General features: G+C 32.2%; 13 protein-coding genes. 5 read left to right on the top strand and 8 right to left on the bottom strand.

Annotated features, from left to right (window positions below; all coding sequences use genetic code 11):
* The first annotated feature begins 25 nt into the window (after window positions 1–25).
* Window positions 26–577 carry a DNA-3-methyladenine glycosylase I gene (locus OH806_RS09905; RefSeq protein WP_264743521.1) on the top strand — a complete coding sequence of 184 codons (552 nt, stop codon included), beginning with the start codon at window positions 26–28 and terminating at the stop codon, window positions 575–577.
* Between the two features lie 63 nt (window positions 578–640).
* On the opposite strand, the gene OH806_RS09910 is transcribed toward OH806_RS09905, so the two are convergent.
* The 3 genes from OH806_RS09910 to OH806_RS09920 form a co-directional block, all read right to left on the bottom strand.
* The gene (locus OH806_RS09910; RefSeq protein WP_264743522.1) at window positions 641–1,177 is read right to left on the bottom strand and encodes a hypothetical protein; all 537 of its coding nucleotides are present in this window, start codon (window positions 1,175–1,177) and stop codon (window positions 641–643) included.
* 65 nt (window positions 1,178–1,242) lie between these two features.
* Window positions 1,243–1,800, bottom strand: coding sequence for a DUF6705 family protein (locus tag OH806_RS09915; protein ID WP_264743523.1), 558 nt, complete (start codon window positions 1,798–1,800; stop codon window positions 1,243–1,245).
* Window positions 1,801–1,818: 18 nt separating this feature from the next.
* Window positions 1,819–3,162, bottom strand: a complete 1,344-nt coding sequence (locus tag OH806_RS09920) for a hypothetical protein (RefSeq protein ID WP_264743524.1) — start codon at window positions 3,160–3,162, stop codon at window positions 1,819–1,821.
* Between the two features lie 165 nt (window positions 3,163–3,327).
* Between OH806_RS09920 and OH806_RS09925 the strand changes: the two genes are divergently transcribed.
* Window positions 3,328–3,705, top strand: a complete 378-nt coding sequence (locus tag OH806_RS09925; RefSeq protein WP_264743525.1) for a helix-turn-helix domain-containing protein — start codon at window positions 3,328–3,330, stop codon at window positions 3,703–3,705.
* A gap of 5 nt (window positions 3,706–3,710) precedes the next feature.
* Here OH806_RS09925 and OH806_RS09930 read toward each other — a convergent pair whose 3' ends face one another.
* From OH806_RS09930 to OH806_RS09940, 3 genes are all read right to left on the bottom strand, one after another.
* Entirely contained in the window at window positions 3,711–4,529 is an 819-nt protein-coding gene (locus tag OH806_RS09930; protein ID WP_264743526.1) for a vWA domain-containing protein, read from the bottom strand.
* 44 nt (window positions 4,530–4,573) lie between these two features.
* Complete coding sequence (locus OH806_RS09935) at window positions 4,574–6,160, bottom strand: patatin-like phospholipase family protein (protein WP_264743527.1); 1,587 nt, start codon at window positions 6,158–6,160, stop codon at window positions 4,574–4,576.
* Window positions 6,161–6,298: 138 nt separating this feature from the next.
* Window positions 6,299–7,198, bottom strand: coding sequence for a magnesium transporter CorA family protein (locus OH806_RS09940; protein ID WP_264743528.1), 900 nt, complete (start codon window positions 7,196–7,198; stop codon window positions 6,299–6,301).
* Between the two features lie 73 nt (window positions 7,199–7,271).
* Here OH806_RS09940 and OH806_RS09945 point away from each other — a divergent pair, with 73 nt between their 5' ends.
* From OH806_RS09945 to OH806_RS09955, 3 genes are all read left to right on the top strand, one after another.
* On the top strand, window positions 7,272–8,294 hold the full coding sequence (locus OH806_RS09945) for a 3-oxoacyl-ACP synthase III family protein (protein ID WP_264743529.1): 1,023 nt from the start codon (window positions 7,272–7,274) through the stop codon (window positions 8,292–8,294).
* 238 nt (window positions 8,295–8,532) lie between these two features.
* Window positions 8,533–9,273 carry a hypothetical protein gene (locus tag OH806_RS09950; protein WP_264743530.1) on the top strand — a complete coding sequence of 247 codons (741 nt, stop codon included), beginning with the start codon at window positions 8,533–8,535 and terminating at the stop codon, window positions 9,271–9,273.
* Window positions 9,274–9,522: 249 nt separating this feature from the next.
* Window positions 9,523–10,077, top strand: a complete 555-nt coding sequence (locus tag OH806_RS09955) for a hypothetical protein (RefSeq protein WP_264743531.1) — start codon at window positions 9,523–9,525, stop codon at window positions 10,075–10,077.
* 316 nt (window positions 10,078–10,393) lie between these two features.
* Here the strand turns inward: OH806_RS09955 and OH806_RS09960 are convergent, their stop codons facing one another.
* A complete protein-coding gene (locus tag OH806_RS09960; protein WP_264743532.1) occupies window positions 10,394–11,554 on the bottom strand; it encodes a thioredoxin family protein in 1,161 nt (386 codons plus the stop codon).
* A 130-nt stretch (window positions 11,555–11,684) separates the two neighbouring features.
* On the bottom strand, window positions 11,685–13,310 hold the full coding sequence (pruA, locus tag OH806_RS09965; protein ID WP_264743533.1) for an L-glutamate gamma-semialdehyde dehydrogenase: 1,626 nt from the start codon (window positions 13,308–13,310) through the stop codon (window positions 11,685–11,687).
* Between the last annotated feature and the right edge of the window lie 37 nt (window positions 13,311–13,347).

The raw sequence follows: 13,347 nt of genomic DNA on the forward strand, positions 1-13,347 counted from the left end.
ATATTTACAGACAAAATGAAAATAAATGAGCTATTGCACCGCAATTGAAGGTATGCAGCCTGAAAGTAGAAAAGAACTTCATAAAAATTACCATGATAATCATTATGGCTTTCCTATTCATGATGATAATGAGCTGTTCGGAAGATTGATTATGGAAATCAATCAGGCGGGATTGAGCTGGGAAACTATTCTTAAGAAAGAAGAAAGTTTCAGGAAGGCTTATGATAATTTTAATATTCAGAAAGTAGCAAATTACACAGAAAAAGACAGAGAAAGGCTCTTAAATGATGCAGGAATTATTAGAAATAAATTGAAAGTAAATGCAGCTATCGAAAATGCCAAAACTATTGTAGAATTACAGAAAGAATTTGGTTCATTCGAAAAATGGCTGGAATATCATCATCCTAAGACTTTACAAGAATGGATGAAGATTTTCAAAAAAACTTTCAAATTTACAGGCGGGGAAATCGTTAATGAATTTCTGATGAGTATAGGTTTTTTGAAAGGTTGCCATGATGAAAGTTGCCCTGTTTATAATGAGGTTTTGAAACAAAACCCGAAGTGGATGGAGGTTTAGTTTTGATTAAATTTTATAGCTAAACTATCATTTGAGAAAAGCCTCTGAAATGAGGCTTTTGTCTTATTGCTTTGATTTTTTAGTAGGCTTTATTTTTTCAAAGCATACGCTTCTTATTCCACTATCGTAACAATATGTTCCTTTGTTTAGTTTATATTTAATCTTTGAGTATTGTTCTCTTAAATTTAGTTCATCATCAATAATAGTAAGCCAATTTTGAATTTTACTTCTTAAAGGTGTTTTTTCAATTTTGAGTTTACTTTCAGGGTAAATTTCATCAAAAGAAAGTTTTTCAAGATTTCCTTTTCTTAGAATTTTAATTGTTAAATAATCACCATCTAAATAAACAAGAGAATCATCATCATAATTTTCATTAACTAAATCAATTTCCAGTTCTTTTAATTTTGAGATAATTCTTTTTGCTTGTTTAGGAGGTATTTTCTTGTTTCTATTAATTTCTTTAATATTGTTATTTTTCTTTTTTTCCAGATGAACATAAATAGAACCAGAGAATCTATTATTTTTCTTTTCCTGGAGGCCTACTGTAAGTGGAGAATTACAAAAAGCGAACTCATAATATGCGATATTATTTAAGCTCATTTTCTGGCTGAGCATAAAATTACTAATTGACACGCATATAATAAGTAAGATTTTATTGTTCATCATTATTGTTTCGTTAAATAAATATTTTTCTTAGTTGGTATGGTCGTTTTAAAATTAGTACAATCTTCTGTCGCTATATCATTATCCGGTAAAAATATTACAGTCATATTATTAGGCGTTTCAGGTTTAATTCTTAAATAAACATATCCATAATCTATACATCCTAATTTTCCACCTGAAAAACGAGCCATATATGCTTTTAAATCTGGTTGAAGGTTATGTCCATAAAAACTTGTTTTATCATCTGGTTGAGAAAAATTATCATATTCTATAACTCCATTTGAGCTAGTAATTTTTAATCTTCCAATTAATCTATCTTTTTTCAAACTATCTTCAAAACCAAAATTTTCTCTTTTTATAAAATTAAATTCATAATTTTTATCATCAAGCATACCTTTCCATGTTCCCACATATTTATTCAATAAATTATTTACATCCTTAACATATGTTGCTGGGGGGCAAGCTCCAAATTCACATTGAGCCATTGTTTCAAGTGATACAGTCTGCGCAAAGCAATTAGTGAAGATAGCAAGACAAATAATACTTAATTTTTTATTCATAATTTTTTATTTTAATTATTAACCCGGGCAACCGGAAGTCATTTTAGTTTTTTCGGCAGTTAATTTTATTTCATAATTTGTGCCATTAGAATCCATTTTATAAAGATTGGTCGCTTTCACATTCATTTTTTCGCTTATGAAGTTTAAAAAACCAGACTCTAAATCATTTGAATATTTCTCCATAAATGTGGGAAAATCTCTAGTGAAGTCACTAATTTGCTGTTGTGTAAAGCTTTTAATCTGATATTGATTTCCCGTAAACCTAATTTGGTAATTACCATTGCTGGTTACCATTACAGCATATACATCAGATAAAGGCCTTCCAGCTTCCTGAGCATTTTTAAGCATATCCATAAAATATTTTATATCTGCTGGTGAAAACATTTTAATTCCTTTTCTTGTTATTTCGGTGCCATCTTCGTCTGTATAAGTATAATCATTAACATGAGTATGAATATAGCCCATAATGTTTTTATTTTCAGGAAAATCAGCTTTAGGGAGAGATAAAGTGTTTGATGTTTCGTTTTGTCCTGCTGTATCTTGGTAAGTATAATTTCCATCAGTTCTTTGGATGTAGCCTGTTTCTCCTTTTAGATTTGTTTTCCCTTCTAAATTTGTAATATTGCTTTTAAAAGTAGTATTATTAGTTAAGGTTTTTACTTTTGAGCAATTATCTGTAAAATTTTGGATTTCTGGAGTATAAGGAAATCCTCCTCCTCCTGAACTACTACCACTTCCTGTTCCTCCTCCTCCAGTTGAGCCTCCCCCACAACCATCACCTTGATATATGCTTTCACAAGGCAATAAAGGACCAGAGCAATACATGTCAATGTAGGTATATGTTGGTCCTGCGCTTCCGTCATCATTAGTCCATGTCCATGTTGTTTCAATTACAATACATCCTTTGTTGGTTGGTGAAGTATTTGCCGCTCCGTCTGTTGCGGTTATTTTGTGTCGGCTCCTGTCGTTGAAAACCAAAGCATTAAAGAATTTTTTAGATTCTTCATTATTTTTTCTTCTGAAAAATACTCTGTCACCCTCTTTCTCTACAACAAGTATAAAATTTACTTTGCCATTCTTTATAACGGGAGCTTCCAGAAAGGTTTCTTTTGTTCCCATTGTTATTGCATAATCCCAATAGATGTTTCCGAAATTGGCTGTAAAATAATTTTCGTCACCATACTTTTCGAAAACTTTCATCACGTTTTCGATGTACCTTTCATCTTCTTTCCAGAGACTTTTAGAATGGTATTCTTTAGATTGGGGATTTACAGAGGTAGTAATCTCATCGTGTACACAGGAGTGTAGCATAAAGGCAAATGCTGACATTAGCAATAGCCTGAGAAATAAATTTTTCTTCATAGACATTTGTTTTTTGATTGTTAAATATATACTTTTTTTATTACTCTACAAATGTGTGAATAAATATTTAATTATGATGCCCTATTTTTGATGCCTGATTATTTTTGATGCCTGATTATTTTTGAAAATAATTTATATTTGCTTTATATAATTAGATGGGTAGCCATGAATACAACTATAGGAAAAAGAATAAGAAAATATAGAGAAAATAAAGGATTTTCTCAGGAAGAATTGGCGGAGAAACTTCATATTTCACGATCAACTTATCAACGAATAGAAAATGGAGAAACCAATTCATGGGTAAATCATATTGAAAATATTTGTTCTTCTTTGGAAGTAAGCATGGACGAGATTTTAAAACCAGAAGAAGGAAGTGTACAAATAAATAGTGATAATGAACAGACGAATGATAGATCAAGTGGTATAATTCAAAACCAGACGAACAATTATAACACTTCTGAAAAGCTTATAGAACAGTACGAAGAACGTATTATGGAACTTAAAAAAGAAGTCGAGTTCTGGAAAAATAAAGCAGGTGTTTAGCTATTTTAGTTTTGAATAAATTTTATAGCTAAACTATCATTTGATATTTTAATTTTTTCATATATTTTGTTTAGTTGTTCATCATTTGTTTGAGGTACTATTTTTATGTTTTTAGCGGGTAGAGTTTCATTAATAAGTTTTTGAAAGTCAAGTTTTAAAAACTCTTCTTTTGTGTAGAAAATATTAAACTTTCCTCCTGTTTTAGAAGAAATATCTTGTACTTTAGCAATGTCAATAGGCTCTGTTTTTAATTTTTGGAAAGTCCAGTTTCCTTTTGAGTCTACTGATTCTGGTAATATTTGATAATCTTTTGGAGTTATTATGATTGAATTGATGGCAATATTGTTTTTAATAGCATCTTCAACAGGAATATGAAGAGGAAAAGATTTTCTATTTTCATTTCCATCTGTAATTAGAACCATTGATTTGTTATCTGTTTCAGCTTTTAAAGAAGATATTCCGTTTAATAATGCATTTGAAAAGTTAGTACCCGGTTTTAATTTGAATATACCTAAATTTAGTTTATTAATTGCTGATAATAATACATCTTTATCTTTAGTTAAGGGGCACAAAATATAAGAGTTCTCTGCAAAAACAACTATTGAAAATGCTTGATTTTCTTTTTTATTATTGACAATATTTTCCATGAATTTTTTTACGACAGTAATTTTGTCAGGCTCAAAATCCTTAGAAATCATAGTGATGGAATTATCAATTATAAAAGCGACATTTTGCTGTTGAAGTTCTTTTTCTGAAATCATTTTTTTCTCTGTTTTAGAACAACTTAAAACAAACAACAAAATCAAAAGATAGAAGTATTTCATATTTTGTGATATTCTTTAGTATTTCCAAAAATACTCAAAAATCCTTACCCCACCGTTGGTGTATCCTCCTGTTTTAAAACTTTTTTCTCTTTCATGGAGAGCAGCATTCTTTCGTATTTGTATTTTTTCCAATCAAATTGATTGAGAAAATCAAGGGCAGCCTGAAATCCGCGATTGAAAAGTTCTTCTTTTTCTTCTTTTTTCATAAAAAAGTTCAGCCAATTACTCTTTCCGCAATTAACAGACTGAATGCTGAATTGATGGTAAAATGTATGTTTGGTAAGAAAAGATTTGTCGTTAAACCCTTTCAACGTACTCAATATATTTCCTGAAAAAGAAAACGGAGATTTCATAATTTCTTCGCTTGTTTTTCCTTTTTCCGAGGCAATATCAGAATCATTGGTCAATTCTACTCCAAATAAAGGCATTCTCGGATAAAAAATGTCACTTGCATGAAATAAATCTATCGGAAAATTAGAAATACTTCCGCCATCAATGAAAATTCCGACAGGGTAGATGTCTTCAGGTTTCGTGTTCATCCAAAATTTCCAAGCGTATTTTACAGAGTCATCATTTTTGTTGATAGACTTTTGAAAAGGCTCAAAAAAGAACGGAACAGACATCGAAGCCCTTACAAATTCGGCAGGACTTATGTTTTTCAATTCATCTTCCGACCAGTATAAATTTGCCATTGTGGGAAGCTCTACCTTTATTTTTGCATTGATATCGGTTGTGATGACAATATATTCTGATTTAAGTTTATAGAAAGGATTATTTTTGTAATATTCGTTATTTAATGCACTTTCGTAGAAGATTCTATAACGGGTTTCGTCGATATGTTCAGCATTTATGTGTTTAATTTCCTGAATGCTTTTTAGGGTAATGTCATAATATTCAGTTCCGTTTCCGTAGCGATAATTCAGATTAAGGTCTTTTTCTTTTTGAATAAACTTTGCATTGAGCTCAGCAACCGTTTTTATTCCGAAGCCTTTCATCACATCTGTCATTTGTTGTAAGAAAGTATTACCAGGATTTAGTCCGCTGTTGTGTTTTCTGAAATCGTTGTAAAATTTTTTGAAAACAAACAGAAAAATAATAATAGGAATTAACGGAATCAAAAATAAAAGTTTGGCTTTTAAAATTGTTTCGGAAGAAAAGGCAAAAGGAATGATGATGAGAATTACCATGATGATAATCGCCAAAATCGTATTTATTTTGATGAAATTTTTGTTATTCAGCATCGCATGAATGGTAGTTTTTACATAGTTTTTTCCATCCATAAAATCTGCAAAATTCCAATTAAAAAGAATGTCTTTAATGACTTCACTTTTAGATTCTTCTTTGGTTTTACAGGCTGCAATAAGCATTGTATTGATTGCTCCTGCACTTGTTCCTGCAATTTTTAAAAACCGAATTCCAAAAATTTCCAATCCGTAAAGGTAGCCGACAAGTGCGCTTCCCCAAACTCCGCCTCCTTCCTGTACAAACTCTACATATTGGTTATCTTCGGCGTCCAAAAGATCCGAAAATTCTTTTGTTGAGATATTTTCATGTAAAACTTTGAGTTTTTCTTTAGATTCCGGAGAAAGTATGTCTTCTCCAAGAATTTTGTTGAGGGTATTAGTTTTCATGGCTTTTTGGGTGTTTTTGTTTGCAATTATGAGCTGTCGTCTATAATTACAACGATTGGTAACTGATTTTAATATTTAAAGTTAGTTATTATTAAAATTTAAAATCATAGGGTTTTTACCATAAATTGCTACGTAAAATCACCATTGTTTTCTTCTGGCATAGATAAAAGTACAGATTACAACCAAAGCCATTATTCCCATTGTTATATAATAGCCATATTTGTGATGGAGTTCCGGCATGTTGTCGAAATTCATTCCGTAAACTCCTGCAATAAAGGTGATTGGTAAAAAATATACTGAATAAACAGCCAAAACTTTCATTACCTGATTAGCTTTTTGGTCAGATAAAGCTAAAAACATTCCGATTAAGTTAGTAATTTGTGCATTTAAATGGTCAAAATCGGCAACAACATCTTTATGCTTGTCTTTTAAATCTACCACTTCAGAATCCTGTAAATCAAGTAGCCTGAATTTATCAATTGCATCCGTAGAAATCGTTAAAACCCTTGAATTTAATCCCGATTTTCTTTTTAATTTATACAATCTTCGGATTTGGTTGGTGTGATTGGTGTTTTTAAGGAAAATTTCGTTTTCGATATTATCCATAGTTTCCAAGAGGCTTACCGATTCATCATCAAAACTTTTCATGATTAATAAAGCAATCTGTAACGCAATTTTCTGTGGACTTGCCTCTTTTTGTGGAGCTGAGAATATTTTTTTTGTTTCAGCGATACTTCTTGTTTTCATCCTATGAACCGTAATAATGGTATTACCCAGAATGAAAATTCCTATTTTGGTACTGATATCACTAATGGTGTTGAGACTTTTTCTTTCCAATTCGGTACTTTCACGAAGCAGGAAAAATTTTACATTTCCGTCTTCCTCGTATTTTGGCAAGTGATTAGGATCCAGAGTATCTTCCAAAAGAAGATTATTGATTTTATATTTCTCGTGAAGAAATTTCAGGTCATCCTGAGTAGGAGCCTCAACATCTACCCATTCGCATTTTGGGGCTTCGTATATTGTATTAATTGGCATAAAGTAAAAATAGTAATATTTTGAAATACTATGTTTTAAATAAGTTTTATATTTGCCAAAATTAAAAAACTATATGATTAAAAGTACTATAAAAGGGATAGGATTTCATGTTCCGGACAATATTGTTACCAATGATGACCTTTCTAAATTGATGACTACTAATGATGAATGGATTACGGAAAGAACAGGTATCAAAGAAAGACATCACAGAAAAAATAGAAATGATTCTCAGGAAACCACAGCTTATCTAGGTTTTAAAGCTGCTGAAAAAGCCATTGAAAAAGCAGGAATGACTGCTCAGGATATTGATTATATTGTTTTCGCTACACTTTCTCCAGATTATTATTTTCCAGGATGTGGAGTTCTTCTTCAGGAAATGTTGGGTTGTGATACAATCGGAGCTTTAGATGTAAGAAATCAGTGTTCAGGATTTGTGTATGCAATGAGTGTTGCTAATGCTTTCATTAAATCGGGAACTTATAAGAATATTTTGGTTGTAGGTGCAGAAGTTCATTCTTTCGGGCTTGATTTTTCTGATGAAGGCAGAGGTGTTTCTGTAATTTTTGGAGATGGAGCAGGAGCTATTGTTCTTTCTGCTACTGAAGATGAAAATGCAGGAGATGTTTTAGCTGTAAATATGCATTCTGAAGGTAAATATGCAGATGAATTGTGCACACAATTCCCTGGTTCTAAATACGGATGGAGTGACAGAATGAGAAAAGAGCCAGAAAATGTTACCAACAAAGAGGTTTATCCTATCATGAATGGGAATTTCGTATTCAAACACGCAGTAACAAGATTCCCTGAAACCATGCAGGAAGCTTTAAATAAAGCAGGAAAAACAATTGAAGATTTAGATATGTTTATTCCGCATCAGGCGAATTTGAGAATTGCTCAGTTTGTACAGCAAAAATTTGGTTTACCTGATGAAAAGATTCATAATAACATCCAGAAGTACGGTAATACGACTGCGGCATCTATTCCGATTGCTTTAAGTGAAGCGATAGAAGAGGGCAAAATCAAAAGAGGGGATTTGGTTCTTCTTTCAGCTTTCGGAAGCGGGTTTACCTGGGGAAGTGTTTTGTTTGAATATTAATTCTCTTTTTGATGAATAAATGTTAAAACAGGTGATTTTATTGCCTGTTTTTTTGTTTTTATTGGGGTTTTATAGAATTTTATCTATTATTTGCTTGAATTTGTGTGATTGTTTTAATTTTTATATTTTTGTGGCATGCTATCTGTTAAATCGATAGATTTTATATAATTAATTTCATATAATTTGTTGATTTGGAGAAAACATTTAGTATAAAATATAAAAATTAAAAAAATAACACATGAAACGAAATTTATTATTTGGAATATTTGCATTTCCTCTATTTCTCAATGCCCAAGTAGGTGTAGATACTTCAACTCCTCAAAAAACTCTTCATGTCAATGGATCATTACAAATTACTAATGAACTTAATGTTGGTGGAAACGGGGCTACCGCAGGTAATGCCGGTTTGGCGGGGCAGGTATTGAAATCTAATGGTCCGGGTTTGCCTCCAACTTGGGAAAATATGGCGGGTTTGCCAACATCTACTGGTACAGTTATTATTGTAGATGGTGAACTTATGGTTGCACAGGAACTAATGCTTCAAATGTCTGCCGATTTCTCAGGTACAGGTGCTGCTGGTGCTACAACTCCTAATGTTTTGGGTAATTTGACCAATGAGATCATAGATAATGAAAATCGCTATACCGGAACAAGTACTTCCAACTCATTTACAGTATCACAAGATGGAGTATATCAGATTTTGATGAACGTACAAATATCTACAGTAAATGTTTCTGTACCTGTTGTAGGAGTTTGGGATAATACTGCAGGAAAATGGGTCGCCCGTGTAAATGATGTATATACAGCGCCTACCGGAGGACTACAGACATATAGTCTGATTACCTCAGTACCAATGTTAGCCTCAAACACATATTCTTTTAGAGCTTCAAATACTGAAAATTTTATCATAAAACATTTAAGTAGTGGTACTACAGGTTCAGGACCTGTGACTCAAGTTTCAATTAAGCGACTGAAATAATTTTTGATATATACAAAAGTAGATTAAATAAGATTTATTACAGTAGGATTTATCTATTTTATATCTCAATTGCTTTAAGGAAATAATACATTGAGCTTAAGATTAGAGTAAATATAATTGGAATATTTACTCTAATAATTAATTACGAAATAATAGCTGAATTTTCTTTCTTAAGATACAAATTTTAATCTTGAATAGATTATAGTTAAGAATGTTTATATAAATAATTTAACAAAAATAAAATAACAAATGAAACGAAATTTATTATTAGGAATATTTATGTTTCCTCTATTTTTCAATGCCCAAGTAGGAGTTAATACTTCAACTCCTCAAAAAACTCTTCATGTCAACGGATCATTACAAATTACTAATGAACTTAATGTCGGTGGAAGCGGGGCTACCGCAGGTAATGCCGGTTTGGCGGGGCAGGTATTGAAATCTAATGGTCCGGGTTTGCCTCCAACTTGGGAAAATATGGCTGGTTTGCCAACATCCACAGGTACAGTTATTATTGTAGATGGTGAACTTATGGTTGCACAGGAACTAATGCTTCAGATGTCCTCAGATTTTTCAGGTACAGGTACTCCTGGAGCAACAACACCTCTGGTTTTGGGGAATTTGACCAACGAGATCATAGACAATGAAAATAAATATACCGGAACAAGTACTTCCAACTCATTTACAGTATCACAAGATGGAGTATATCAGGTTTTGATGAATGTGCAAATATCTACAACAAATGGTTCTTCACCTGTTGTAGGAGTTTGGGATGATACAGCAGGACAGGATTGCCCGTGTAAATGATGGATTTACGGCACCTACCGGTGGGCTTCAAACATATAGTTTGATTACTTCAGTACCCATGTTGGCGTCAAACACATATTCTTTTAGAGCTTCAAATACAGTAAATTTTGTAATAAAATATTTAAGTAGCGGGACTACAGGTTCTGGACCTGTGACTCAAGTTTCAATTAAGCGATTGAAATAATCTTCATATAGTATATTGACTAACCTTTCTTAAGGTTTGAAGGTGTTATTTGAATATTAATTTACATTATAAAGTAATAAAAAAAGCAATCTTAAATTTAAGATTGCTTTTTTATTATTTGAATTAGGCTTTTTATAAACTTTTCAATAATTTCTCTGTGTCAGCATAATCCTGATTTGTTTTTTTTGCTAAATCAATTGATTTTTCTGCCCAAATTTTAGCATTTTTTTTATCTCCGATTTTATTGTAAAGATTGGCTAAGGTATCTGTATTAGCATAATTTTCATTTTTCTTTACAGATTCTTCAGCCCAAGAAATAGCTTTCTCTAAAGATGTTTTGCTGGTTATATTTTCAAAGAAATTCCAGGCTAAAGAGTTGAGTTCTTCTGAACTTGCGTTGGAAGAATCTTTGTATAATTCCAGACTTAATTTTTCGTAAGTTGTAATGTCTTTATTTTTTAAGGCTCTGCTTGCTTTTGCTCTTTTTAGCATTTTTTCGGCCTCCTCTTTGGTTAGTAAATCTTTGGTTTCAGAGATAAAAAGATTATCGTTCCATACTTTTGTATCTGAGTTGTAAGATTTTTTAAGAGCGGTGCTCAGTTTTATATTCTTATCAAATTTATCGTATTTATCACCCGGAAGAAATTTCTGAACATCACTTTTTCTTTCTAAGAATATTTTATAAAGAGGACTGCTTGTACTTTGAACACCCATTAATAAAAGTTGGATGTCTTCCTTTTCTAATTCTTTTTTGCCATTAAAATAACGTTCTAATACTTTTGCGGAAAATTCAGCGTCATTATAAATAGTAAGATTAGCTAGATTTTTCAGAAACTCAGGATCTTTTTCTCCGTTTTCAAATTTTTGTTTTAGAGAAGTTAATCTTTTAGCAGGATCTTCAGCGTCTTTCGCAAACTGAATGAAATCTTTTTCTTCTACATATCCCAATGTTCTGTGTACTTCTTCACCATTTCCATCTATAAAAAGATAGGTAGGGAAGGCTTTTACGTTATATTTTTTTGCGATATCAATTCCTTCACCTTTTTCCATATCAATTTTAGCATTCACGAAATGAGCATTGTAATAATCACCTACAGTTTGTAAAGGGAAAATGTTTTTTACCATCAATTTGCAAGGTCCACACCATGAAGCATAGGCATCTATAAATACTAATTTGTTCTCCTTTTTAGCTTTTGACAGGATGGCTGCAAAATTAGAATCTTCAAATTTTATTCCTTGTGCAAATGCAAATGCACCAACAAAAATAGAAGAGAGTATTGCTATTTTTTTCATAAATATTTCTTAATTGTACACAAATGTAATAATTATGGTAATGCAAAAATCTCTGCATGTTGAAATTTAACATAAAAAAGCCCCAAAACTAAAGTTCTGAGGCTGTATTTATTGGTCGTTTATTACCTGATTATCCTAAATAAGGGTATTTGTAATCTTTAGGAGAAACAAAAGTTTCTTTAATACTTCTTACGGAAGTCCATCTTAGTAAGTTCATTTTAGAACCTGCTTTATCGTTTGTTCCTGAAGCTCTACCTCCACCGAAAGGTTGCTGACCAACAACTGCACCTGTAGGTTTGTCGTTGATATAGAAGTTTCCTGAAGCATTTTCTAATGCTTTGAATGCCTCATTGATCGCATAACGGTCTTGTGCAAATACAGAACCCGTCAATGAATAAGGAGAAGAAGCATCAACTAATTCAAGAGTTTCTTTCCAGTTTTTATCTTCATACACGTAAATAGACAAAATTGGGCCGAAGATTTCCTCAACCATACTTTCGTATTGAGGATTGGTAGTTTCAATTACTGTAGGGTGTACAAACCATCCTTTAGAATCATCTACTTTACCGCCGATTACAACATTTGCTTCGTTTGATGCATTTGCTCTGTCGATATATCCTTTACATTTTTCGAAAGAATTTTTATCAATTACAGCATTTACGAAGTTTGAAGGATCTTCCGGAGAACCAATCTTGATTGAATTGATTTGAGTTTCCATTACTTTCTTCACATCAGCCCAAAGAGATTGTGGTATATAAGCTCTTGAAGCAGCAGAACATTTTTGTCCCTGATATTCAAAAGCACCTCTTACTAACGCTGTTGCAACAGCTTCTGCATTTGCAGAAGGGTGAGCAATAACGAAGTCTTTACCTCCTGTTTCACCAACAATTCTTGGATAAGTTCTGTAGTTGTGAATATTATCACCAATCATTTTCCACATTCCTTGGAAAACTTTTGTAGAACCTGTAAAGTGAAGACCTGCAAAATCTTTATGAGCTAAAACTTTTTCAGCTGTTTCTTTTCCGTCTGTAAAAATCATGTTGATAACACCTGCAGGAAGACCAGCTTCTGTAAGAACATCCATGATTACTTTTGCAGAATAAATTTGCTTATCAGAAGGTTTCCACACTACAACGTTTCCTAGCATTGCCATACAAGTTGGCAAGTTACCTGAAATTGCAGTAAAGTTAAACGGAGTTACTGCAAAACAAAATCCTTCTAAAGGTCTGTATTCTACACGATTCCAAATTCCGCTGTCAGAAACAGGCTGTTCAGAATACATTTCAGTCATAAATTCTACGTTGAATCTTAAGAAATCTATAAATTCACAAGCAGAATCAATCTCAGCCTGATGTACATTTTTAGACTGACCAATCATTGTAGCTGCATTGATTACATCTCTGTATGGACCGGCCAATAAATCGGCAGCTTTCAAGAAAATAGCAGCACGATGTTCCCAACCTAGTTCATTCCATTCTTTTTTTGCAGCCAATGCCGCGTTGATAGCATCATCTACATGTTGCATTGTTCCTTTATGATAAAAACCAAAATCATGTGCATGATCCTGAGGTGACTGAAGTTGTACTTTATCGTCAGTTTTTACTTCTTTACCATTAATAATCATCGGGATTTCTACCTTTTCTGCCCACATTTTTTTGTATTGAGCGATAAGGCTTTTTACTTCTTCAGAACCTGGAACATAAGAGTTTACAGGCTCGTTTACTGCAAATGGTACTTGCGAAATTGCTTTTGACATATTAAATAAATTGTATTATTTTTTATTTACTAATGAG

Origin of the sequence: Chryseobacterium oryctis (assembly GCF_025971925.1) — a bacterium.
GTDB classification, from domain to species: Bacteria; Bacteroidota; Bacteroidia; order Flavobacteriales; family Weeksellaceae; genus Chryseobacterium; species Chryseobacterium oryctis.

Coding starts and splice junctions, on each gene's coding strand:
- OH806_RS09905 (WP_264743521.1), top strand. CDS start 26: ATGAGCTATTGCACCGCAATTGAAGGTATGCAGCCTGAAAGTAGAAAA.
- OH806_RS09910 (WP_264743522.1), bottom strand. CDS start 1,177: ATGAGCTTAAATAATATCGCATATTATGAGTTCGCTTTTTGTAATTCT.
- OH806_RS09915 (WP_264743523.1), bottom strand. CDS start 1,800: ATGAATAAAAAATTAAGTATTATTTGTCTTGCTATCTTCACTAATTGC.
- OH806_RS09920 (WP_264743524.1), bottom strand. CDS start 3,162: ATGAAGAAAAATTTATTTCTCAGGCTATTGCTAATGTCAGCATTTGCC.
- OH806_RS09925 (WP_264743525.1), top strand. CDS start 3,328: ATGAATACAACTATAGGAAAAAGAATAAGAAAATATAGAGAAAATAAA.
- OH806_RS09930 (WP_264743526.1), bottom strand. CDS start 4,529: ATGAAATACTTCTATCTTTTGATTTTGTTGTTTGTTTTAAGTTGTTCT.
- OH806_RS09935 (WP_264743527.1), bottom strand. CDS start 6,160: ATGAAAACTAATACCCTCAACAAAATTCTTGGAGAAGACATACTTTCT.
- OH806_RS09940 (WP_264743528.1), bottom strand. CDS start 7,198: ATGCCAATTAATACAATATACGAAGCCCCAAAATGCGAATGGGTAGAT.
- OH806_RS09945 (WP_264743529.1), top strand. CDS start 7,272: ATGATTAAAAGTACTATAAAAGGGATAGGATTTCATGTTCCGGACAAT.
- OH806_RS09950 (WP_264743530.1), top strand. CDS start 8,533: ATGAAACGAAATTTATTATTTGGAATATTTGCATTTCCTCTATTTCTC.
- OH806_RS09955 (WP_264743531.1), top strand. CDS start 9,523: ATGAAACGAAATTTATTATTAGGAATATTTATGTTTCCTCTATTTTTC.
- OH806_RS09960 (WP_264743532.1), bottom strand. CDS start 11,554: ATGAAAAAAATAGCAATACTCTCTTCTATTTTTGTTGGTGCATTTGCA.
- pruA (WP_264743533.1), bottom strand. CDS start 13,310: ATGTCAAAAGCAATTTCGCAAGTACCATTTGCAGTAAACGAGCCTGTA.